The 22,486-nt window shown below is 56.9% G+C and carries 18 protein-coding genes; 10 read left to right on the forward strand and 8 right to left on the reverse strand.

Annotated elements, in window-relative coordinates; all coding sequences use genetic code 11:
* Positions 1–23 precede the first annotated feature (23 nt).
* The 3 genes from ACMXYJ_RS29360 to ACMXYJ_RS29370 form a co-directional block, all read right to left on the reverse strand.
* Positions 24–1,751, reverse strand: a complete 1,728-nt coding sequence (locus ACMXYJ_RS29360; RefSeq protein ID WP_415757956.1) for an ABC transporter ATP-binding protein/permease — start codon at positions 1,749–1,751, stop codon at positions 24–26.
* 97 nt (positions 1,752–1,848) lie between these two features.
* Complete coding sequence (locus ACMXYJ_RS29365) at positions 1,849–2,415, reverse strand: response regulator transcription factor (protein WP_008148925.1); 567 nt, start codon at positions 2,413–2,415, stop codon at positions 1,849–1,851.
* A complete protein-coding gene (locus ACMXYJ_RS29370) occupies positions 2,408–3,670 on the reverse strand; it encodes an ATP-binding protein (protein WP_095129467.1) in 1,263 nt (420 codons plus the stop codon). Before ACMXYJ_RS29370 ends, ACMXYJ_RS29365 begins: the two co-directional genes overlap by 8 nt.
* Positions 3,671–3,879: 209 nt before the next feature.
* On the opposite strand from ACMXYJ_RS29370, the gene ACMXYJ_RS29375 reads away from it, so the two are divergent.
* The 9 genes from ACMXYJ_RS29375 to ACMXYJ_RS29415 all read left to right on the forward strand — a co-directional run bounded on the left by ACMXYJ_RS29375 (position 3,880) and on the right by ACMXYJ_RS29415 (position 15,966).
* Positions 3,880–4,596 carry an SIMPL domain-containing protein gene (locus ACMXYJ_RS29375; RefSeq protein WP_415757957.1) on the forward strand — a complete coding sequence of 239 codons (717 nt, stop codon included), beginning with the start codon at positions 3,880–3,882 and terminating at the stop codon, positions 4,594–4,596.
* Positions 4,597–5,196: 600 nt separating this feature from the next.
* Complete coding sequence (locus ACMXYJ_RS29380; RefSeq protein ID WP_415757958.1) at positions 5,197–6,822, forward strand: ABC transporter substrate-binding protein; 1,626 nt, start codon at positions 5,197–5,199, stop codon at positions 6,820–6,822.
* A gap of 308 nt (positions 6,823–7,130) precedes the next feature.
* Entirely contained in the window at positions 7,131–8,732 is a 1,602-nt protein-coding gene (locus ACMXYJ_RS29385) for an ABC transporter substrate-binding protein (RefSeq protein ID WP_415757959.1), read from the forward strand.
* 173 nt (positions 8,733–8,905) lie between these two features.
* On the forward strand, positions 8,906–10,324 hold the full coding sequence (locus ACMXYJ_RS29390) for an OprD family porin (protein ID WP_415757960.1): 1,419 nt from the start codon (positions 8,906–8,908) through the stop codon (positions 10,322–10,324).
* A gap of 79 nt (positions 10,325–10,403) precedes the next feature.
* Positions 10,404–11,999, forward strand: coding sequence for an ABC transporter substrate-binding protein (locus ACMXYJ_RS29395; RefSeq protein ID WP_415757961.1), 1,596 nt, complete (start codon positions 10,404–10,406; stop codon positions 11,997–11,999).
* Between the two features lie 72 nt (positions 12,000–12,071).
* Positions 12,072–13,082, forward strand: coding sequence for an ABC transporter permease subunit (locus ACMXYJ_RS29400; protein ID WP_027924494.1), 1,011 nt, complete (start codon positions 12,072–12,074; stop codon positions 13,080–13,082).
* 13 nt (positions 13,083–13,095) lie between these two features.
* Positions 13,096–14,007, forward strand: a complete 912-nt coding sequence (locus ACMXYJ_RS29405; RefSeq protein ID WP_150658847.1) for an ABC transporter permease subunit — start codon at positions 13,096–13,098, stop codon at positions 14,005–14,007.
* A gap of 10 nt (positions 14,008–14,017) precedes the next feature.
* Positions 14,018–14,986 (forward strand): ABC transporter ATP-binding protein, encoded by a 969-nt coding sequence (locus ACMXYJ_RS29410; RefSeq protein ID WP_415757962.1) that lies wholly within the window; start codon positions 14,018–14,020, stop codon positions 14,984–14,986.
* Positions 14,986–15,966 (forward strand): peptide ABC transporter ATP-binding protein, encoded by a 981-nt coding sequence (locus ACMXYJ_RS29415; RefSeq protein WP_140681593.1) that lies wholly within the window; start codon positions 14,986–14,988, stop codon positions 15,964–15,966. The genes ACMXYJ_RS29410 and ACMXYJ_RS29415 overlap by 1 nt, the downstream gene beginning before the upstream one ends.
* A 107-nt stretch (positions 15,967–16,073) precedes the next feature.
* Here the strand turns inward: ACMXYJ_RS29415 and ACMXYJ_RS29420 are convergent, their stop codons facing one another.
* The 5 genes from ACMXYJ_RS29420 to ACMXYJ_RS29440 all read right to left on the reverse strand — a co-directional run bounded on the left by ACMXYJ_RS29420 (position 16,074) and on the right by ACMXYJ_RS29440 (position 21,680).
* A complete protein-coding gene (locus ACMXYJ_RS29420; protein ID WP_415757963.1) occupies positions 16,074–16,319 on the reverse strand; it encodes a hypothetical protein in 246 nt (81 codons plus the stop codon).
* A 155-nt stretch (positions 16,320–16,474) separates the two neighbouring features.
* Complete coding sequence (locus ACMXYJ_RS29425; RefSeq protein WP_415757964.1) at positions 16,475–17,713, reverse strand: MFS transporter; 1,239 nt, start codon at positions 17,711–17,713, stop codon at positions 16,475–16,477.
* 289 nt (positions 17,714–18,002) lie between these two features.
* Positions 18,003–19,253 (reverse strand): MFS transporter, encoded by a 1,251-nt coding sequence (locus ACMXYJ_RS29430; RefSeq protein WP_415757965.1) that lies wholly within the window; start codon positions 19,251–19,253, stop codon positions 18,003–18,005.
* Positions 19,246–20,280, reverse strand: a complete 1,035-nt coding sequence (locus ACMXYJ_RS29435; protein WP_415757966.1) for a hypothetical protein — start codon at positions 20,278–20,280, stop codon at positions 19,246–19,248. The genes ACMXYJ_RS29430 and ACMXYJ_RS29435 overlap by 8 nt, the downstream gene beginning before the upstream one ends.
* A gap of 14 nt (positions 20,281–20,294) precedes the next feature.
* On the reverse strand, positions 20,295–21,680 hold the full coding sequence (locus tag ACMXYJ_RS29440) for a DUF6002 family protein (protein ID WP_415757967.1): 1,386 nt from the start codon (positions 21,678–21,680) through the stop codon (positions 20,295–20,297).
* Between the two features lie 361 nt (positions 21,681–22,041).
* Here ACMXYJ_RS29440 and ACMXYJ_RS29445 point away from each other — a divergent pair, with 361 nt between their 5' ends.
* Positions 22,042–22,407, forward strand: coding sequence for a DUF4440 domain-containing protein (locus ACMXYJ_RS29445; protein ID WP_415757968.1), 366 nt, complete (start codon positions 22,042–22,044; stop codon positions 22,405–22,407).
* Positions 22,408–22,486: the final 79 nt, after the last annotated feature.

Consider the following 22,486-nt stretch of genomic DNA (forward strand, 5'->3'; position numbering starts at 1 on the left):
CCCCACAGGTAGGGCGGAGGTGTTTATGCGGTCACGGTTTGATCCACAAGGTGCCCGTTTTCGATACGCACATGCCGTGGATGGAAACGCTTCAGGCTGCTGCGATGCCCGACGCTGACGATGCTCAGCCCCGGCAGTTCGTCGATCAATGCCTGATACAGCGACGCTTCATCCTCCTCGTCCATCGCCGAGGTCGCTTCGTCCATGTACAGCCATTGCGGTGCGTAAAGCAGCGCACGAGCGAAGGCCAGACGTTGCTGCTCACCCGGCGACAGCATGCGCTGCCAGTGATTGGCTTCGTCCAGACGGGCAACGAGATGCGGCAAACGGCAGGCTTCCAGCACATGAACGTAGCGTTCATGCGGATACGTATCGCCAGACTGTGGATAACTCAGCGCTTCACGCAGGCTGCCGATCGGCAGATACGGTTTTTGCGGCAAGAACAGATAACGCCCCGTCGGCAGACGAATACTGCCGTGGCCAGCGGGCCAAAGGTGCCCCATCGCTCGAAACAACGTGGATTTACCGCTGCCGGAGCGACCGCTGAGCATGACGCGCTCACCCTCTTGCACGGTCATGTCGGCGTTGGTCAGCAAGTGACGACCATCCGCCAGATCGAGGCCAAGGTTATGCACCTTCAACGCCGACCCCGAATTCTGCACATCAATTGCCGGCGCACGCTCTTCGTTGTCGGTCATGGCCTGGCGGAAGCTCAGCAGACGATCACAAGTGGCGCGCCATTCGGCTAGGTCCTGGTACGCCGTGATGAACCAACTGAAGTTGTCTTGGACATTAGCGAACGCCGAGTTGATTTGCATCAGCTCACCCAGCTCGATCTTGCCAGTGAAGTAACGCGGTGCGGCGACCATGAACGGGAAGATGACGGCGATCTGTTCATAACCGGACGTAAAGAAGGTCAGGCGCTTGGACACTTTCATGATGTCCCAGAAGTTGTGCCAGACCATCCCGAAACGGCTGCTCAAGCGGCGGTTCTCATTTGGCTCGCCGTTGTACAGCGCAATGCTTTCGGCATTCTCGCGAACCCGAACCATGGAGAAACGCAGGTCGGCTTCGAAACGTTGCTGGTTGTTGTTGAGGCCGATCAGGCGCCGGCCAATCAAATGCGTCAGCCAACTGGCGACGGCGGCGTAAACCAGCGCGCACCAGAACATGTAACCGGGAATCGTGAAACCAAACACTTCGATACTGCCCGACACACCCCACAGAATGATCGAGAACGATACGAGGCTGACGATGTTGCGAATCAACCCGAGCCCCAAGCCCAGGGTACTGGTGGTGAATTTATTGAGGTCTTCGGAAATCCGCTGGTCCGGGTTATCGGTGTAACCGCCCTGCTCCAGCTGGTAGTAATTCTTGTTGTCGAGCCAGCGGGCAAAGTGTTTCTCGGTGAGCCAGGCTCGCCAGCGAATCGTCAGCATCTGCGTCAGGTAGAGCCGATACACCGCGCCAAGGATTGCCACCGCCGCGATGCCGCAGAAATACAAAATCAACTGCCAGAAGGCCGCTTCGTCCTTTTTCTGCAGGGCGTTGTAGAAGTCCTTGTACCAACTGTTGACCCATACCGAAATCGCCACGCTGAACAGCGACAGCGCGATCACAGCGATCAGCAACGTCCACGCCTTGCCCTTCTCTTCGCTGCGCCAGTAAGGCGTGGTCATCGCCCAGACTTTGCGAAAAAACTGCCCGCGCACAGCATCATTGACCGCGGAATATTCAGCGTTCTGATTCATGGATAAGGCTCGATAAAGAAAAGAACACACACGAACCGATCATAGATGATCGGTTCGGTTTGTCGCGAGGAGCGGCCCGCATTCGTTCAGCGCAGGTTCAGCGACGAACGGGACGCTTCTGCAGTTTGCGCTGCAGCGTGCGGCGGTGCATGCCCAGGGCGCGGGCAGTGGCGGAGATGTTGCCTTCGTGCTCGGTCAGCACGCGCTGGATGTGTTCCCACTGCAGGCGATCCACCGACATCGGGTTTTCCGGCACCAGCGTGTCGAGGTCGGCGTGCTCGGAGAGCAGCGCGGCCAACACGTCATCGGCGTCCGCCGGTTTGCACAGGTAATTGCAGGCGCCGCGCTTGATCGCCTCGACGGCGGTGGCAATGCTCGAGTAACCGGTGAGGATCACCACGCGCATTTCCGGGTCCAGCTCAAGCAGCTTGGGCAACAGCACCAGGCCGGAATCGCCGTCCATTTTCAGGTCCAGCGCGGCGTAGTCCGGCAGGTCGGCCTGAGCGATGGTCAGGCCTTCTTCGGCGGAACCGGCGGTACTGACGCGAAAGCCGCGGCGGGCCATGGCACGGGCCATCACCCGGGTAAACGTTGCGTCGTCGTCGACCAGCAGCAAATGCGGCAGTTCTTCGCCTTCGCCTTCGACTTGGATCTCGTCACTCATGTTCGTCTCCTCGGGCGACACGGGGCAGGCGCAGCTCGGTGAGCGTGCCGCCTTCCTCATGACTGTAGAGTTTCACTGAGCCGCCGGCGCGTGTCACGCTGGCCTTGCTCAAAAACAGGCCCAGGCCGAAACCTTTGCCCTTGGTGGTAAAAAATGGTTTGCCGATCTGCTCGGCGATGGCCAGCGGCACACCGGCGCCGTGGTCGCGGATGCTGATGGTCAGGTCTTCGGCATTCCAGTCCAGCGTCACTTGCAGCCCTTCGGGGCAAGCGTCGGCGGCATTGTTGAGCAAATTCAGCAGTGCCTGGGTCAGGTCGGGCGGCGGCGCCATGCGCGGCACGGTGCCTTGGCCCAGTCGCTGGAAGCGGTAACTGGCTTCCGGGCGCATCAAGTGCCAGCGGTTCAGGGCTTCGTCGAGCCAATCGGTGACGTCCTGCATTTCAACCGCCAATCGACGATTGGCCTCGGCGGCGCGCACCAGTTGCTGCAAGGTTTCCTTGCAGAGTTTGACCTGATCCTGCAGCACGCTCAGGTCGTCCTGCAACATCGGGTCGTGATGGTCCTGACGCATTTCCTTGAGCAACACACTCATGGTCGCCAGCGGCGTGCCCAGTTCATGGGCGGCTCCGGCAGCCTGGGTGGCGACGGCCAGCAGTTGCTGATCGCGCAGGCCCTCTTCGCGGCGGATGGCGCGCAGTTCTTCCTGACGGCGCAGCTCTTCGGCCATGCGTGCGGCGAAGAAGGTGATGACCGCCGCGGCCAGGGCGAAGCTCAGCCACATCCCGTAAACCTGCAGGTTCTCCCGAGCGATCGGGAAGGTTTGCAGCGGATAGAAGCGCGCCAGCAGCAAGGTGTACATCGTCAACGCGATACCGGACAGAATCACCGAATAACGCCACGGCAAGGTCACAGCGGCAATGGTCAGCGGCACCAGGTAATAAGAGACGAAAGGGTTGGTCGAGCCGCCGGAGAAATACAGCAAGGCACTGTGGATAAACAAGTCGCAAGCCAGTTGCACGGCGTATTCGAGTTCGGTAACCGGCCATGAGGTGCGCAGGCGAATCGCCGTGAACGCGCACAGCAACATCGAGCAACCGAGGGTCGCGGCCAGTTGGAACCAGGGCAGCGGCAGCAAGTCGAGCCAGTAGGCAAGTCCCACGGAACCGGCCTGAGCGGCCAACACCAATGTGCGGATGAACGTCAGCCGCCAGAGATTCTGGCGAGTTGCGGAAGTGATTTGAACGGGGGCGAGCATGAGCTCTCCTGATGAGCGCTCCAGGCGGATCGCACGGAGTATAACCAAGCACGGGGGCTGGCAGGCAAAAGTGCGGCAAACGGCCACAGGGTCGGACCGGATCACCTGTATAGAAGTTGTAACTGTGCGAACCGGATCATAAAAGCTAGAGTCTGATGGTTTCACGCAGGCTCGGACCTTAACCCCTGCGCACCGTCCAAGGAGTTTTCATGCACAGTTTCAGCCGCAGCGCCGCTCTTCTTGCCCTTAGCGTTGGCACCGTCGCCAGCCTCCCGGCCCTGGCCGCCGACGAACTTCATTACAACCAGATCGCCCTGCGCGCCGAAGTCAGTCAGGAAGTGGCCCGCGACCTGATGATCGTGACCCTCTACACCGAAGAACAAAACACCGACCCGGCCAAACTCGCCGCCGACGTCAGCACCACCATGAACAAAGCGCTGGCCCAGGCCAAACAGGTCAAGGAAGTCACCCTGCGCCAGGGCAGCCGCAACAGCTACCCGATCTACGACACCAAGGGCCAGAAAATCACCGGCTGGCGCGAACGCGCCGAACTGCGCCTGGAAAGCTCCGACTTCGCCGCGCTGTCGAAACTGACCGGCGAACTGCTCACCGACCTGAAAATGGGTGGCATGGACTTCGCCATCGCCACACCAACCCGCAAGGCCAGCGAAGATGCGCTGCTCAAAGACGCTGTCACTGCATTTAAAGCCCGTGCGCAATTGGCTACCGATGCGTTGGGTGGCAAGGGTTACAAAATCGTTAACCTGAACTTAAACAGCAATGGCTATCCACAACCGTACATGCGCGCGCCGATGATGATGAAAGCGGCGAGCATGGACTCGGCACCGGTGACGCCTGAGGTTGAGGCGGGTACCAGCCAGGTCAGCATGACGGCGGATGGTTCGATTGAAGTGTTGATGCCTTGATTCGTTAACCCGAACACAAAAACGGCGATCACCGAAGTGATCGCCGTTTTTTAATGCTCCGTTATCAGACGCGCAACACTTGGAAAAAAGCCAAAAGCGCCACCGCAAACAGCAAAGGTTGCACCCCCGGTACTACCAAGACACCCACGCAGGCCCCCACCAACTCTCAAGGCCAAAGCATCACCCACAGATGTCCACTGACAAACAGTAACGGAACAATCTGCCCCCTCAGACACAACAACCCTTTAAACAACAAACACCTACCTACCAAACCAGAACTCAATCTCATTCACGCCCCCCCTCCTCGTTCACACCCCTCAATGATGGGTATAAATAAGTAACACCGCGCTCCAATCGGGTGCGCAAAACGTCCTGATCGCCCCGTGCAGGTGCACCATATGCACTGAAAAAAACCTGCGCAAACGGTCAAATGCGCCTGAATTTATACAAATGCGACATTAAGGTACGTTCGTGCCACTGTTTAACGCCTGTGGTCGCTCCGGATCTTGCAATGGGTATGGCCCCTGCATAAGTATCCGCAGGCACGACTCACGAGGTCGTCCTCTAATTCCAAAAATGACAACAAATCATGAGGCCACCATGCTTAAACACGCGGTCATTCCGTTTTTAGTCGGCGCAGGCTTGTTAGCCAGCGCACCTTTCGCCCAAGCGGCGACTAACCTGGTGTTTTGCTCCGAAGGGAGCCCGGCCGGTTTTGATCCTGGTCAGTACACCACCGGAACCGACTTCGACGCCTCTGCAGAAACCATGTTCAACCGTCTGACTCAGTTCGAGCGCGGCGGCACCGCCGTTGTTCCTGGTTTGGCGACCAAATGGGACATCTCCGATGATGGCCTGACTTACACCTTCCACCTGCGTGAAGGCGTCAAGTTCCACACCACCCCGTACTTCAAGCCGACTCGTGAGTTCAACGCCGACGACGTGCTGTTCACCTTTAATCGCATGATTAACAAGGATGATCCGTTCCGTAAGGCGTACCCGACCGAATTCCCGTACTTCACCGACATGGGGATGGACACCAACATCACCAAGATCGATAAAGTCGACGACAAAACTGTCAAGTTCACACTGAAAGAAGTCGACGCCGCGTTCATCCAGAACATGGCCATGAGTTTCGCTTCGGTCCAGTCCGCCGAGTACGCCGCCCAGCTGCTGAAAGAAGGCAAAGCCGCCGACATCAACCAGAAACCGGTCGGCACGGGTCCGTTCGTGTTCAAGAGCTACCAGAAAGACTCCAACATCCGCTACACCGGGAACAAGGACTATTGGAAGCCTGACGACGTCAAGATCGACAACCTGATCTTCGCCATCACCACCGACCCGTCGGTACGTATCCAGAAGCTGAAGAAGAACGAGTGCCAGATCACTCTGTTCCCACGTCCGGCCGACCTGAAGGCGCTGCAAGCAGACAAGACTCTGAAAGTGCCTGACCAGGCTGGTTTCAACCTGGGTTACATCGCCTACAACGTGATGGACAAAATCAAGGGCAGCGATCAGCCGAACCCGATGGCCCAACTGAAAGTGCGTCAAGCACTGGACATGGCCGTCAACAAACAGCAGATCATCGATTCCGTTTACCAGGGTGCTGGTCAACTGGCCGTCAACGCCATGCCGCCAACCCAGTGGTCTTACGACACAACCATCAAGGATGCGCCGTACAACCCTGAGAAAGCCAAAGAGCTGCTCAAGGAAGCCGGCATCAAGGAAGGCACCGAGATCAACCTGTGGGCGATGCCGGTGCAGCGTCCGTACAACCCGAACGCCAAGCTGATGGCTGAAATGCTGCAGTCCGACTGGGCCAAGGTCGGTATCAAGGCCAAGATCGTGACCTACGAGTGGGGCGAGTACATCAAGCGCTCCAAAGGCGGCGAAAACGGCGCGATGCTGATTGGCTGGAGCGGCGACAACGGTGACCCGGACAACTGGCTGAACGTGCTGTTCGGCTGCGACTCTCTGCAAGGCAACAACTTCTCCAAGTGGTGCGACAAGAAGTTTGACGGCATCGTAAAAGAAGCCAAGCGCACGACCGATCAGTCCAAGCGCACCGAACTGTACAAACAGGCGCAACACGTCCTCAAAGATGCCGTTCCAATGACACCTATCGCTCACTCGACGGTGTTCCAACCCATGCGCGACAACGTGCAGGACTTCAAGATCAGCCCGTTTGGCTTGAACTCCTTCTACGGCGTCAGCGTCAGCAAATAAGGTTTTGCAACGGCGACGTTTTTGACGTCGCCGTTGTTTTATCTGCCGAGAAAGTAGGAAACCACCTACATCCAATTCCGCTGAGGATTACGGCAGCGGCGTCGGACGCGTTGCCTTTTCCTACGAGTCTTTCGGACTCTACGCATTTACTGCCAGACCCACGGCTCCTACCGTCGGGATCTGACCAGTTCGTGTGTGGGCTCTCGGTTTTTGCTGCCTGTCATGGCTTGAGATCATTGATGCCTCCACGTCCCCGGACGGGATGGCGATTCATTGAAAACACTTAGAGAAAGAGAAAAGGGAGCGTCATGCGCCATACCTTGGTTTTATCCGCATTGCTGGGCACCGGCCTGTTGGCCGCCACTTCCATCAGCCAGGCAGCCAACAACAGCCTGGTGTTCTGCTCCGAAGGCAGCCCGGCTGGCTTCGACACCGCGCAGTACACGACCGCGACCGACAATGACGCCGCCGAGCCGTTGTACAACCGACTGGCAGAGTTCGAAAAAGGCGCCACCAACGTCGTACCAGGCCTGGCCACTCGCTGGGATATTTCCGAAGACGGCCTCAAGTACACTTTTCACCTGCGCGAAGGGGTGAAATTTCACACAACCAAATACTTCACGCCGACCCGTGATTTCAACGCCGATGACGTGCTGTTCACGTTCAATCGCATGCTTGATCCACAGCAACCTTTCCGTAAGGCTTATCCGACCGAGTTCCCGTATTTCAACGGAATGAGCCTGAACAAGAACATCGCCAAGGTCGAGAAGACCGGGCCTTTGACCGTGGTCATGACGCTCAACAGCGTGGACGCCGCGTTCATCCAGAACATCGCCATGAGCTTCGCCGCCATCCTGTCCGCCGAATACGCCGACAAACTGCTGGCCGAAGGCAAGCCGAGCGACATCAACCAGAAGCCGATCGGCACCGGGCCGTTCGTGTTCAAGAGCTACCAGAAAGATTCCAACATCCGTTACACCGGCAACAAGCAGTACTGGGACCCGAGCCGGGTCAAGCTCGATAACCTGATTTTCGCCATCAACACCGATGCCTCGGTGCGGGTACAGAAGCTCAAGGCCAACGAGTGCCAGATCACCCTGCACCCGCGCCCTGCCGACGTGACCGCGCTGAAGAACGACCCAACGCTCAAGCTCATCGAGAAGCCCGGTTTCAACCTCGGTTACATCGCCTACAACGTGCGCCACAAGCCTTTCGACCAGCTCGAAGTGCGCCAGGCGCTGGACATGGCGGTGAACAAGCAAGGCATTCTCAACGCCGTCTATCAAGGTGCCGGTCAACTGGCGGTCAACGCCATGCCGCCGACCCAATGGTCCTACGACGAGACCATTAAAGACGCTGCCTACAACCCGGAAAAAGCCAAGGAATTGCTCAAGGCTGCCGGCGTGAAGGAAGGCACCGAAATTACGCTGTGGGCAATGCCTGTTCAGCGCCCTTACAACCCCAACGCCAAATTGATGGCCGAAATGCTCCAGGCTGACTGGGCAAAAATCGGCCTCAAAGTGAAGATCGTCAGCTATGAATGGGGCGAGTACATCAAGCGCACCAAGAACGGCGAACACGACGTCAGCCTGATTGGCTGGACCGGTGACAACGGGGACCCGGACAACTGGCTCGGCACGCTTTACAGCTGCGACGCCATTGGCGGCAACAACTACTCCATGTGGTGTGATCCGGCTTACGACAAGCTGATCAAGCAGGCCAAAGTCGTTACCGACCGCGACCAGCGCACCATGCTTTACAAACAGGCGCAGCAGTACCTCAAGCAGCAGGTGCCGATTACGCCAGTCGCCCACTCGACGGTTAACCAGCCGTTGAGCGCCAAAATCGAAGGATTCAAGGTGAGTCCTTTCGGTCGTAACGTGTTCTCGGGCGTCAGCATAGAAAAATAACCGATTAGCCAGAAACGCTGGGGGCGGATTCCGCCCTCACGCAAGCGTATTGCCGTAATTCGTCAATCCGGCCTACAGCAAACGTTTGCAATGCCTTGAATGAGTTCCAAACCAAATAGCCGGATCACAAAAAAAGACCGGCATTAAAAAAAGAAAGAAAGGAGCTTCACCCCATGAAACTGAGCAGCACCGCGTTATTGGCCCTGGCCATCAGCAGCGTAACCGCCTCGGCGTACGCAGAAACCCAAAGCCAGGCGTACACCCCGGTTACCGTGAAAGAAAAGAGCGCCCAAAGCGAAGCCACTGGTTTCGTCGAAGGCCAATCGATCACAGGGAGCACGCGTAACTGGTATGCCAACGAGCAACTGAAACGTGGCGCCAAGTTCAGCTACCAAAAAAACGGTTCACCGACCCCAACTGATCGTCGTATCAACTGGGTCCAGGGCACCATCATCAAGTACAACTCGGGCTTCACCGAGGGTACTGTCGGCTTCAGCACTGAAGTCGCGGCTTACAACGCCATCGCCCTGGAACGTGACCGCAAAAACCTTGCGTCTGCCAATGGCGGCGCCCCACTGAGTGGTGTTGGCGGTCTTGGCAACAACCGTACCCTGACCAAGAACGGCGGTGACGCCGAGGGTCAGTGGAGCAAAATAGGCCTGGCTAACGTCAAGGCGCGTGTCTCCAACACTACGTTGACTGCCGGCCGTCAAAACTTCAGCAGCCCGATGGTCGATGTCATCGGCAACCGTCCGCTGCCTTCGAGCTTCCAGGGTTTCAGCCTGCACAGCGAAGAGCTGGAGAACCTGTCGTTCGACCTGGCCACCTTCGATCGCAACTCACCGCGTACCGAAGAAAGCCAGCGTAAATTCCGCTCGGAATACGCCGACCACGTCGTTGAAGTCGATCACGTGTACACCGGCGGTATCACTTATCAGCCGTTCGCCAGCCTGACTACCAGCCTGTGGGGCACCCAGGCCGAAGACATGTGGAACCAGTACTATTTCGGCGCCAGCCATGTATTGGGTGACAGCTCGGTACTGAGCCTGACCACCGGCCTGAACTACTACAAAACCGTCGACGAAGGCAAAAAGCTGCTGGGCGAGATCGACAATGACACCTACTCCCTGTCGCTCGGCCTGACTCACCAGGCCCACAGCCTGACTTTCTCGTACCAGGAAGTGAACGGTAACGAGTACTTCGACTACCTGCACGAAACCAACGGCATCTACCTGGCCAACTCCCTGCTGTCGGACTTCAACGGCCCGAACGAGAAATCTTTCCAGATCGCCTACGGTTTGAACATGGCCGAATACGGCGTACCAGGCCTGAAGTTCAATATCTACCAGGCTCGCGGCTGGGGCATCGACGGTACTCATAACAAAGGCGGCGAGTACGCCAGCGTGCAGGCGATGGACGGCGAACACCATTACGAATACGGCATCGGTAGTTCGTACGCCATTCAAAGCGGCCCACTCAAGGCCACCACTGTGCGCGCGACCTACACCGCTCACCGCGCCAGCGAAAACCAATCTGATGGCAGCATCAACGAGTTCCGTCTCGTGACTACCATCCCGTTCAACATTCTGTAAAAACGCATGCCTGCGGCTGACTCATGACGAGTCGGCCGTTTGGTTTTCTTCAGTTCAACCGATTGCAGAGGGTTCTTTGATGAAAATGCTTCCCCTACGTGCGGCCATCGCAGCCGCGTTGCTGAGTGTCGCTGTTGGCGTCTCGGCCAAACCCCTGGTGGTCTGTACCGAAGCCAGTCCGGAAGGCTTCGACATGGTCCAGTACACGACTGCAGTCACAGGCGATGCGGTGTCCGAAACCATCTTCAACCGTCTGGTGGGCTTCAAGCCCGGCACCACTGAAGTGATTCCGGCACTGGCCGATTCCTGGGACATCAGTGAAGACGGTCTGACCTACACGTTCCACTTGCGCAAAGGCGTCAAGTTCCACACCACCGAATACTTCAAGCCGACCCGCGACATGAACGCCGACGACGTGGTCTGGAGCTTCCAGCGTCAGCTGGACCCGAATCACCCGTGGCACAAACTGTCGAGCGTGGGCTTCCCGTACTTTGAAAGCATGGGCTTCAAGGAACTGCTCAAAAGTGTCGAGAAGATCGACGACAACACGGTCACCTTCACCCTGACCCGCCGCGAAGCGCCATTCCTGGCCGACATCGCCATGGCCTTCTCCTCGATCTTCTCCGCCGAATATGCCGACCAGTTGCTCAAGGCCAACAAGACCGGCGACCTGAACAACAAGCCTGTCGGCACCGGCCCGTTCGTTTTCCAGCGTTACAACAAGGACGCTCAAGTCCGCTTCAAGGCCAACCCGGACTACTTCCTTGGCAAGCCACCGGCTGATCCGCTGATATTCGCGATCACCATCGACAACAACGTGCGCCTGCAAAAATTGAAGGCCAACGAATGCCAGATCGCGCTGTATCCCAAGCCCGATGACGTGCCGAGCATCAAGGCGGACCAGAACCTGAAGGTCGACGAACTGGCAGCAATGACCACCAGCTACACCGCGATGAACACCACCCGCAAATATATGAGCGATGTACGCGTACGCAAGGCGATAAACATTGCATTCGACAAGCAGACTTACGTCACTAGTCTGTATGGCAAGGGCAACGCCCTCGTCGGTACGGTTCCCTATCCTCCGACCCTGCTAGGCTTTAACGACAAACTGAAAAATCCGCCGCGCGACCTCGACAAGGCCCGTGAACTCCTCAAGGAGGCGGGTGTACCGGATGGCACCGTGCTGACGCTGTTTACCCGCAACGGCGGCGGCCCGACCAACCCCAATCCCCTGCTGGGTGCGCAAATGATGCAGTCAGATCTGGCACAGATCGGGATCAAGCTCGACATCCGCGTCATGGAATGGGGCGAGATGCTCAAACGTGCCAAGAATGGCGAACACGACTTGGTATCGGCAGGCTGGGCCGGCGACAACGGCGACCCGGATAACTTTCTTACGCCAAACCTGAGTTGCGACGCAGCGAAAAACGGCGAAAACTACGCCCGCTGGTGTAACAAGGAGTTCCAGGACTTGATCGACAAGGCTCGCGGCGGCACTGAACCGGCTGCCAGGGCGGCGCTCTACGAACAAGCGCAGGAAGTTTTCGACAAGGACCAGCCATGGATCCCTATGGCCTATCCGAAAATGTTTACGGCAATGCGTAAAAACGTCGAGGGTTATCACCAGAGTCCTTTGACAACTAATAACTTCGCCACCACCCAGGTGAAGTAGATAAGAAACTACCGGCATTCCTGACCCAGGAATGCCGGGCACGCCTAACCGGCTGATGAGGTACACCACAAGATGTTTAGTTTTATTGCCCGCCGATTGGGGTTATTGATCCCCACGTTCTTCGGCATCACCTTGCTGACTTTCGCGTTGATTCGCATGATTCCAGGCGACCCCGTGGAAGTAATGATGGGCGAACGTCGAGTCGACCCCGAAATGCATGCTCAGGCAATGGAACGCCTGGGGCTGAACAAACCCCTGTATGCCCAATACCTGGATTACGTTGGCAAACTGGCCCACGGCGACCTTGGCGAATCCCTGCGTACCCGTGAAAGCGTCTGGAGCGAATTCACTTCTCTATTCCCTGCGACCCTGGAACTGTCCATGGCCGCCCTGTTGTTCGCCGGCATCCTGGGCCTTCTGGCCGGGGTGATCGCGGCACTCAAGCGAGGATCCCTGTTCGACCACGGGGTGATGGGCATCTCCCTGGCGGGATATTCGATGCCGATCTTCTGGTGGGGCCTGATCCTGATCATGTTCTTCTCGGTGTCCCTGGGCTGGACCCCGGTGTCCGGGCGGATCGACCTGCTCTATGACATCGAGCCGCGGACCGGCTTCATGCTTATCGACACGCTGCTGGCCGATGACGTCGGTGCGTTCTTCGATGCCCTGCATCACCTGATCCTGCCGGCCATTGTGCTCGGCACCATTCCGCTGGCGGTGATCGCGCGGATGACCCGTTCTTCGATGCTCGAAGTGCTGCGTGAAGACTACATCCGTACCGCCCGCGCCAAAGGCCTGTCGCCATCGCGCGTGGTATTCGTTCACGGCCTGCGTAACGCGCTGATTCCGGTGCTGACCGTGGTCGGCCTGCAAGTCGGCACATTGCTGGCCGGTGCAGTCCTGACCGAAACCATCTTCTCCTGGCCCGGCATCGGCAAATGGCTGATCGAAGCCATTGGCGCGCGGGACTATCCCGTGGTGCAAAACGGCATCCTGTTAATCGCCTGCCTGGTGATTCTGGTCAACTTCGTGGTGGACATCCTCTACGGCTTTGCCAACCCACGCATTCGTCACCAGCGCTGAGATCATTATGACCATGACCACTTCAATTCCAGCGGTAGCAGTCGATCAAAGCCTGCTGTATCCGTCCCCTTACAAAGAATTCTGGCAAGCGTTCTCCAAGAACAAAGGCGCCGTCGCCGGCCTGATGTTCATGCTGCTGGTGATTTTCTGTGCCCTGTTCGCCCCTTGGGTGGCACCGCATAACCCGAGCGAGCAGTACCGCGACTTCCTGCTGACCCCGCCGTCCTGGCTGGAAGGTGGGCAAATCCAGTTCCTGCTCGGTACCGACGAACTGGGTCGCGACCTGCTGTCGCGGCTGATCCACGGTTCGCGCCTGTCCCTGCTGATCGGCTTGTCGTCGGTGGTGATGTCGCTGATTCCGGGCATCCTTTTGGGTCTGTTCGCCGGGTTTTTCCCGCGCTTGCTCGGCCCGACCATCATGCGTCTGATGGACATCATGCTGGCCCTGCCGTCCCTGCTGCTGGCAGTGGCGATTGTCGCCATCCTCGGCCCTGGCCTGATCAACACCATTATTGCCATCGCCGTGGTTTCGTTGCCGTCCTATGTTCGTCTGACCCGCGCCGCGGTGATGGGCGAATTGAACCGCGACTACGTGACCGCCGCGCGCCTGGCCGGTGCCGGTCTGCCACGCCTGATGTTCGTCACCGTGCTGCCTAACTGCATGGCGCCACTGATCGTTCAGGCCACCTTGAGTTTCTCCTCGGCGATCCTCGATGCCGCGGCACTGGGCTTCCTCGGCCTTGGCGTACAACCGCCAACCCCTGAGTGGGGCACCATGCTGGCTTCGGCTCGCGACTACATCGAACGCGCCTGGTGGGTGGTAAGTCTGCCTGGTTTGACCATTTTGCTCAGCGTGCTGGCAATCAACTTGATGGGCGACGGCCTGCGCGATGCGCTGGACCCGAAACTCAAGAACGCCGCCTGAGGAGATTCAAATGTCACTGTTAGAAATCAAGAATCTCAACGTTCGCTTCGGCGACAAGAACGCCGTTCCGGTGGTCGACGGTCTCGACATTACCGTGGACAAGGGCGAAGTCCTGGCCATCGTTGGCGAATCGGGTTCCGGCAAGTCCGTGACCATGATGGCGCTGATGGGCCTGATCGAACATCCGGGGATCGTCACCGCCGACGCCCTGAATTTCGATGGCAAGAACATGCTCAAGCTGAGCAACCGTCAGCGTCGGCAGATTGTCGGCAAAGACCTGGCGATGGTTTTCCAGGACCCGATGACCGCGCTGAATCCGAGCTACACCGTCGGTTTCCAGATCGAAGAAGTGCTGCGCCTGCACCTGAAAATGTCCAGCAAGCAAGCCCGCAAGCGCGCCATCGAACTGCTGGAAAAAGTTGAAATCCCGGGTGCCGCCAGCCGTATGGATGCTTACCCGCATCAACTGTCCGGTGGTATGAGCCAGCGTGTTGCGATCGCCATGGCGATTGCCGGCGAACCGAAACTGCTGATCGCCGACGAACCGACCACGGCACTGGACGTAACGATTCAGGCGCAGATCATGGACCTGCTGTTGGCCCTGCAGAAAGAGCAGAACATGGGTCTGGTGCTGATTACTCACGACCTCGCGGTCGTGGCCGAAACCGCTCAGCGTGTGTGCGTGATGTACGCCGGCCAAGCGGTCGAAGTGGGTCAGGTGCCTCAGCTGTTCGACATTCCGGCGCACCCGTACAGCGAAGCGCTGCTCAAGGCGATTCCAGAACACAGCCTGGGCGCCACCCGCCTGGCGACACTGCCGGGCATCGTTCCCGGTCGTTATGACCGTCCGCAGGGTTGCCTGCTGTCGCCACGTTGCCCGTACGTGCAGGACAACTGCCGCACCCAGCGTCCGGCCCTTGACCCGAAAAGCAATAGCCTCGCCCGCTGCTTCTACCCGCTGAATCAGGAGGTGGCGTAATGGCCGTCGTACTTACCGCCCGCGACCTGACCCGTCACTACGAAGTGTCCCGTGGCCTGTTCAAGGGCCACGCGACCGTACGTGCGCTTAACGGTGTGTCGTTCGAACTGGAAGCCGGCAAGACCCTCGCTGTCGTCGGCGAATCGGGCTGCGGCAAATCCACCCTCGCCCGTGCCCTGACGCTGATCGAAGAGCCGTCCTCCGGTTCCTTGAAAATCGCCGGGCAGGAAGTCACCGGTGCCGATAAGGCTCAGCGCAAGCAACTGCGCAAAGACGTGCAGATGGTGTTCCAGAGCCCGTACGCCTCGTTGAACCCACGGCAAAAAGTCGGTGATCAGCTCGCCGAGCCGCTGCTGATCAACACCAACCTGTCGGCGGCTGAACGTCGCGAGAAAGTGCAGGCGATGATGAAGCAGGTGGGCTTGCGTCCTGAGCACTACCAGCGTTATCCGCACATGTTCTCCGGCGGTCAGCGCCAGCGGATCGCCTTGGCCCGCGCGATGATGTTGCAGCCTAAAGTGCTGGTCGCGGATGAACCGACCTCGGCGCTGGACGTGTCCATTCAGGCGCAGGTGCTGAACCTGTTCATGGACTTGCAGCAAGAGTTCAACACCGCTTACGTGTTCATCTCCCACAACCTGGCGGTGGTGCAACACGTCGCCGATGACGTGATGGTGATGTACCTCGGTCGCCCGGTGGAAATGGGTCCGAAGAACGACATCTACGAGCGTCCTCTGCACCCGTACACCCAGGCGTTGCTGTCGGCCACCCCGACCATTCACCCGGACCCGAACAAGCCGAAAATCAAGATCGTCGGCGAATTGCCCAACCCGCTGAACCCACCGTCCGGCTGCGCGTTCCACAAGCGCTGCCCGTACGCGACCGAGCGCTGCAGCACCGAAGAGCCGGCCCTGCGCCTGCTCGACAGCCGCCAGGTGGCTTGCCACTACGCCGAGCAATTCCTCGACGGCGCGGCATAAAAAAACGCGCCTGTTTCACTGAGGCGCACTTTTGTAGAGTTAACCAAACCCCTTCTTGCCTGGGCTGAGCATCAGTCCGGCAGGAGGGGTTTTCTTTTGTCCGTGATTTAAGCCCCTTCATCCTCGTCGGGGTCCGGTTCGTCTGTGGTCGAGTCGTCATCGCCCGCGCTGCCACCCTGATCTTGATCGCCCGGCTCTGATTCGGATTTGGCGATCATCAGTTCGCCATGCCCACCCTGCCCGCTCAAGGCCTGCGTCTCGTGATCCTCGCACTCGGCCAAGACCGCCGAACTGCCGAGGGCCAGCATTACCAATACTTTCAACATCAATAAAACGCGTAGCAACCTGTTCATAGCCGATTCCATCCATTTGTAGGTGAAACTGCGATGCCTCTCTGGCGCTGAATAGAATCTAGTTCCGATTGATTCGATTCTCCAGATAGGACGCTAACGAATGGACGGAATGCCCTTGGTGGGGAGATTGGTTTTGAATAATGTCTATAACCGGATCAGCTAAGTGAAGCAGGCTCTTCGCGCGGTGAAGGAAGAATCCTTTGCTGCCCAGGCAAGCGAGTCGCTTGATAAATCAGCGGTATGGCCAGGACCGCCAGAGCCGCGCTGGCGAGCCAGACGCTATGCCCACCGAAATGACCATAGAGCTGGCCTCCAAGCGCAGGCGAAAGCAGGGCACTTGCACTCCAGCACATGAAAAAAAGACCAAAGTAATGCCCGCTTTTTCCTCCTTGCGCATGCTGCATGACCAGCACGTTCAGGGGCTGCATGAAAAGAGCTTCGCCAAGCGTCCAAATCACGGTCGACAGGCAGACATAAAGCACCCCGGAACCCAAGGGCAACATCCCGAGCCCGCCGGCCAATAACAGGCTCCCTGCCAGCAGTTGCCGACGCGCGCCCCATTGCTCACTCCAATGAGATAACGGTATTTGCAGCAGCACCACCAGCACTGCATTGAGTGCAAATTGCCACCCGATGACTTCAGTACTCAACTGATAGTAATCGTGTAAATAGTTGCCCAACATGCTGTAGACCGGGTCAAAGGCCAGGCCGAGCACGACAGCAGCCGCCAACAACCACAGGAAAGGTTTGTCTCGATACGGTACGGATGAACCAGAAGCAATTTCAGGCACCACATCCGGTATCAGAACCGGTCGATGAAATGTCGTCCGGACAAACCACAACAACGCCAACAGCGTCATTGCCGCGCTGACAAAAAACACCCAGCGAAAATCAGTCTGCGCCAGGACCCCTCCCACCACCCCGGCAACCGCCATGCCCAGGTTTCTGGCAACACGACTCAATGACTGCGCACGAGCACGCTGCGCAACCTGGCAATACTCCATGATCAACCGCTGATGAAGCGTACGGATCGCACCATCGAGTGCACCGCTGAACAGCAGCAATCCAGCCAGCAAAGGCACGTCAGTAACGAGCCCCAACAAAACCAATACCCATGCCGAGACAAAAAACAACGCGGCAGTGAGCCGTGCCGTGGAGAAATGATCACTCAGTAGTCCGCCGAGCATTGACCCAATCAGCAAACCGGCCCCGTATCCGGATAACAACCAGCCAACGGTTTCAATCGTAAGCCCCAGTTCCTGGCGCAGGTACAACGCCATGAACAGCTTGACCATGGTGCTCAAGCGATTGATGAAGAGCAACGCAGCAAGCACCCAGGCCATTGGACAAAAATAGCCATCTAACCGAATCAGGTGAGTGAGCCGACTGGTCATTCCATTGATCCCTTGTGCTCCTGCTCGTGGAAAGTGCTGCTTGTGAAGTGTCCCCTGAACGTTAGACGTCAGCGATTTGGTTGTCGCGGGTAAAAGTACCGAGAACAGAAAAACAGAGACAAGCTACGAAATCAGGAAAAAAGACCTACAGAAAAACCTTACTCGACAATCTGGTGCTGAATAAAATCCAGTTCCGATTGATTCGGTTCTCCAGATAGGAGGCTAACGAATGGACGGAATGCTCCTTGGCGGGGAGATGGGTTGTGAACAATGCCTATAACCAGATCAGCTAAGTGAAGCAGGCTCGCCGCGCGCTGAGGGAAGAACCCTTCGAGGCCCCGATAAAACGAGTCGCCTGATAAATCAACGGCATGGCCAGCAACGCCAGAGCCGCGCTAGCGATCCAGACACTATGCCCGCCAAAATAACCATAGAGCTGGCTTCCAAGCGTCGGCGAAAGCAGCACGCTCGTGCTCCAGCACATGGCAAAAAGACCAAAGTACTGCCCGCTCTTTCCCGCCTGTGCACGCTGCATGACCAGGACATTGAGGGTCGGCATGAAAAGAATTTCGCCAAGCGTCCAAATCACCGTCGACAGGCAGACAAACAACACTCCGGTCCCCAGAGGCAGCATTCCAAGTCCGCAAGCCAACAAAAGACTGCCAGCCAGCAGTTGCCGTCGAGCCCCCCATCGCTCCCCCCAGTGAGAAAACGGAATTTGCAGCGTCACCACGAGCATCGCATTGAGTGCGAATTGCCACCCGATGAACTCAGTACCCAACCGATAGTAATCAAGTAGATAGTTACCCAGCATGCTGTAGACCGGCTCAAAGGCCAGGCCCAGCAGCACAGAAGCCGCCAACAACCAAAGGAAAGGCTTGTCCCGATACGGTGTGCATAATCCCGAAGCTGTATCCGTCTCCTCCTCCATCAAAAAAGCTTCGCGATGAAATGTCGACCGTACAAACCAGACCAAGGCCAGCACCGTCATCGCCGCACTGACAAAAAACACCCAGCGAAAATCAGTCTGCGCCAGGACACCACCCGCCACCCCGGCTACCGCCATCCCGGCTACCGCCATCCCCAGGTTGCTCGCGACGCGGCTCAACGACTGCGCGCGAGCGCGTTGCTTAACTTCGCAATGCTCCATAAGCAAACGTTGATGAAGCGTACGAATCGCACCGTCGAGAGCACCACTGAGCAACAGCAACCCGCCAAGCAAAGTCACATCAGTGACCAGCCCCAACAAGACCAGTATCCATGCAGAAACAAAAAACAACGCGGCCGTAAGCCGCGCCGTGGAGAAATGATCACTGAGCAGTCCGCCGACCATTGACCCTATCAGCAAGCCGGCCCCGTAACCGGATAACAACCAGCCAACCGTCTCAATCGAAAACCCCAGTTCCTGACGCAGGTACAGCGCCATGAACAGTTTGACCATGGCACTCAAGCGATTGATAAAGATCAACGTGGCAAGGACCCAGGCCATTGAACAGAAGTATCCAACCAGCCGAGTCATGTGGGTGAACCGACTAATCATGCCATTGGTCCAGATTAAGACTCACATGACTGTGAATACCTTTTGAAACGAAAGAAATGTCCGAGCGAATCTTATGATTTGCATCGTAAAAATACTGCGCTTGGAGACGACCCTCAGCATCCAGACCAATCAGGGGGTTGTTGATCAGGAATTGTCGGGTTGAAGCACAAAGCGTTGGCGTTCGAATCAATATCCGCCATTGGCCAAACGCGTTATCCGGAACAAAGGCCTGAGCCCCAAAGCGTTTTTTGTACTGGAATGTTCCCTTACTCAAAAATGGCTCACAGCCCTGAAAATCGACAGAATCAATGAAGGGTTGATTGGATGCCCATTCCAGAATCGCGTGATAAACAAAGTTCTGCGCTCCATTTTCCCGGCAAACCGCGGCACCACCCTTTACCCCGATCAACCGTGCATTCAAGGTACGCACCGTTTTATCAATCTGGGAAACACTGCCCGCTACCCACTCATCATTCAAATGAACCCGAAACAATACTCCTCGTTTGAACAAATCCAGATAAGCCGCATCCTCCGGCACACTCCGAGCAAATGAACCGTAGCGAGCACTCATTGTCGGGACATGCATGGAGCGGTAGAAGGCGAAAAAATCTTGATCTTCAAGCGATACGTCGAAATCAAACCCTTGCCTGACAGCCTGAATACGACGTTTGCTTTCTCGATGGGAGATCTGACTCAGAACATGCTCCCAACCAGCAGAAACGTCGACTTTCTGGTGAATCCGGCTTACGCCCACAACATCGCCCTGCTGCTGGCATAGATGAACAACCTCTTCGGGAGCCATCAACACGCACATAGTGGTTCGGTTCCTCTTTATGAATATCTCAAGTTGATTCCACTCCAGAGTCCCTTCCCGCTCTACAGAGGAAAACTCGAAAAAACATTGATCCACGAAAGGAGCGATGTAGAGCAACCCTTCTGCTACTCCGACATAAACAAGACTTGCAGGTCTTCCAGCTCTGGAGTGTCCCCTGTAAACACGGAAGTGGCAGAGCGCTTCGCCAGGCATGGAAGGTCTCGCACTCATGACTTAGAGCACCTGCTGAGGATCTCCATCATCTCTTCAGCGCTGCTGATGAATGACAATCCCTCGGCTGGAATCGCTTCGTAGTCCTCCCGACTGTAGGAGCCCGAGGCATGAATGGTGCAACCGTCCATACCCTCTAGTAACTGTCGATCAATCGCATTCATGCAACCTGTCATCGCCATAACCAATGACCACTCTTTCAGGTCCCGTGGATCGGCTGGCAATCTGACTGGCGTATCGGCGAGCAACTGAACGCATTCGCTGTAACGCTGCATGCACTCATAAAGCGAAACGATTATTCCTGAGCCGCCATTGGCCCTGACGTGCCCAGTCATTTCTTCTGCAGTAGGCGGCAAGTGAGTATAAAAAGTGGGCTCTAGAACCTCATCGGGACTCCAGGTCGCAGCAGGAAAATGCGCAGACACTGTCTGCACCCACAACCCGTTTGGAGCTTGTGTATAGCTGGGTGCAGAAGCCCCCTCGAAGTTTCCGTCAAGTAAGTGCAGCACCATATCGCTGGTAGCTAGATGTTGAACCAGTAAAAACGAAGGTATGGAAATTGGGGGCCTTTGACGTTTCAATACCTCCACACCTGAGCAATATCCCAAAAGACCGTATGCGCTAGACACCGCATGCACATGTACGGTCCTGCGATCGGTGTCCCAGGCGTCGCCATATTCAAAGTCAAAAAACGCCCGGACCTGGTCAGAAAACCGGTAATTCTCAAGCCGCAGGGAATGCCACAACTTCGAATCACCTAATGGACGGTGATTGAAAAGTGCCTTGAATTGCTGCCCGACAACCTTCACCGCTTCCGGCGACTCGGTATCAAGCACAAATACAGGGTTGAGTGCACGCAACCGAGGGTCGTCATAAAGTTCGGTTCTACGCAATTTCCCGGTCGTCTGGGCAGGCGTCAGCGTGACAATCCGCAATTGCTCGGGATGTGCCAACTTGGTCTTCAATGCACGCAGAACTGCATCACGCAGTGCAATCGCCTTATTACCGGAGGATGGCGAAAACAACAGGATGCTTTCACCGGTTTCCTGAATATGCCGGATGGCACGTGCAACGATTAGTGTCGAGGCAAAGGTCTTTGTTGTTTGAGTATTTGCGTTCTGCCTCAGGTCGAACAAACGCAACGGCACATCCCGGTAGCGACCCATTTCAAAAAACTGCGCTGTGGCGACCGACAGGAAGGCCTGCATACAAGGATCCAGCTCAGGCAACCTCATTGAGGGTTCGAAAGCATCGTCGCTGCTGCTGACTTCAAAGCTGGGAGCACTGGCGACGATCAGATCGTAGTAGCGCTCGATAACCGAAATGGGACCCTGAGGTCTCCGGGTTGCCAGTGCATCTGTACCGCTTTTCATCACATCCATTTGTCCAGCGCTCCTGTTCGTGGATATTCGCAACTGCGAATGTCTTTCGAACGCTAGACGTCAAGGACTCCCTTGTCTCTGGTCAAAACCTTGATAACTGAAAAGCAGACCCAAGCTACAAACCTCAGAAAAAAACGCTTACAGAAACATCCCACGTGCGTCGTCTCGGGCCGGACCAGAGATAAAAACAGGCCCTCCGTGAGTTTCGGGTGAAATCTCTTCGCTGAGTGATGTTTACGCACCGCAAGGAGTTTCACGCCCAGCCAACATCCGTCATCAGCGCCAGATTAATCTGGGGATCGAGCTCATCTTGTGTGCTGCGTTAAGGTAATGCCGAATAACTTAGACAAAGGCCACTGCCATGGATCTGTCTCAAAAACTGCTGCATCTGGAACAACGCTTACTGTCACGGGCAACCCGGCGCGACGCAGAAGAAATCTCCTGCCTTATCGCCGACGACTTTGTCGAGTTCGGCGCCGGCGGTGGCATCTGGAACAAGGTCGAGCTGGTCGAACAGTTGCCTTTTCAGCCTTTCTCTCTGCGCACCATCAGTGAGTTCACAGCCAAACAGCTCTCAGAAAATACGGCCCTGGTGACTTATCAATGTCACACCGTCGCCATCGACCAGCGCTCCCCCGCCAACAGCTTGCGCAGTTCGATCTGGCGCAAGCAGGGTGAGCAATGGCAGATGGTGTTCCACCAGGGCACATTTCTCCCGCTGCGGTGAGGCCAGCACAAAACCTGTGGGATTCGCTTAACTGGATGAAATCGGGGCAATAAAAAACCCCGCAGCTTTCGCAACGGGG

It is taken from the genome of Pseudomonas arabinosi, from assembly GCF_047758675.1.
GTDB classification, from domain to species: Bacteria; Pseudomonadota; Gammaproteobacteria; order Pseudomonadales; family Pseudomonadaceae; genus Aquipseudomonas; species Aquipseudomonas arabinosi.

What these genes read in the sequence shown, in the direction of transcription:
- ACMXYJ_RS29415 (WP_140681593.1), top strand. Translation starts at nt 14,986, where the DNA reads ATGGCCGTCGTACTTACCGCCCGCGACCTGACCCGTCACTACGAAGTG.
- ACMXYJ_RS29365 (WP_008148925.1), bottom strand. Translation starts at nt 2,415, where the DNA reads ATGAGTGACGAGATCCAAGTCGAAGGCGAAGGCGAAGAACTGCCGCAT.
- ACMXYJ_RS29400 (WP_027924494.1), top strand. Translation starts at nt 12,072, where the DNA reads ATGTTTAGTTTTATTGCCCGCCGATTGGGGTTATTGATCCCCACGTTC.
- ACMXYJ_RS29390 (WP_415757960.1), top strand. Translation starts at nt 8,906, where the DNA reads ATGAAACTGAGCAGCACCGCGTTATTGGCCCTGGCCATCAGCAGCGTA.
- ACMXYJ_RS29425 (WP_415757964.1), bottom strand. Translation starts at nt 17,713, where the DNA reads ATGACCAGTCGGCTCACTCACCTGATTCGGTTAGATGGCTATTTTTGT.
- ACMXYJ_RS29375 (WP_415757957.1), top strand. Translation starts at nt 3,880, where the DNA reads ATGCACAGTTTCAGCCGCAGCGCCGCTCTTCTTGCCCTTAGCGTTGGC.
- ACMXYJ_RS29380 (WP_415757958.1), top strand. Translation starts at nt 5,197, where the DNA reads ATGCTTAAACACGCGGTCATTCCGTTTTTAGTCGGCGCAGGCTTGTTA.
- ACMXYJ_RS29395 (WP_415757961.1), top strand. Translation starts at nt 10,404, where the DNA reads ATGAAAATGCTTCCCCTACGTGCGGCCATCGCAGCCGCGTTGCTGAGT.
- ACMXYJ_RS29385 (WP_415757959.1), top strand. Translation starts at nt 7,131, where the DNA reads ATGCGCCATACCTTGGTTTTATCCGCATTGCTGGGCACCGGCCTGTTG.
- ACMXYJ_RS29420 (WP_415757963.1), bottom strand. Translation starts at nt 16,319, where the DNA reads ATGAACAGGTTGCTACGCGTTTTATTGATGTTGAAAGTATTGGTAATG.
- ACMXYJ_RS29435 (WP_415757966.1), bottom strand. Translation starts at nt 20,280, where the DNA reads ATGCCTGGCGAAGCGCTCTGCCACTTCCGTGTTTACAGGGGACACTCC.
- ACMXYJ_RS29360 (WP_415757956.1), bottom strand. Translation starts at nt 1,751, where the DNA reads ATGAATCAGAACGCTGAATATTCCGCGGTCAATGATGCTGTGCGCGGG.
- ACMXYJ_RS29440 (WP_415757967.1), bottom strand. Translation starts at nt 21,680, where the DNA reads ATGGATGTGATGAAAAGCGGTACAGATGCACTGGCAACCCGGAGACCT.
- ACMXYJ_RS29430 (WP_415757965.1), bottom strand. Translation starts at nt 19,253, where the DNA reads ATGATTAGTCGGTTCACCCACATGACTCGGCTGGTTGGATACTTCTGT.
- ACMXYJ_RS29405 (WP_150658847.1), top strand. Translation starts at nt 13,096, where the DNA reads ATGACCACTTCAATTCCAGCGGTAGCAGTCGATCAAAGCCTGCTGTAT.
- ACMXYJ_RS29370 (WP_095129467.1), bottom strand. Translation starts at nt 3,670, where the DNA reads ATGCTCGCCCCCGTTCAAATCACTTCCGCAACTCGCCAGAATCTCTGG.
- ACMXYJ_RS29410 (WP_415757962.1), top strand. Translation starts at nt 14,018, where the DNA reads ATGTCACTGTTAGAAATCAAGAATCTCAACGTTCGCTTCGGCGACAAG.
- ACMXYJ_RS29445 (WP_415757968.1), top strand. Translation starts at nt 22,042, where the DNA reads ATGGATCTGTCTCAAAAACTGCTGCATCTGGAACAACGCTTACTGTCA.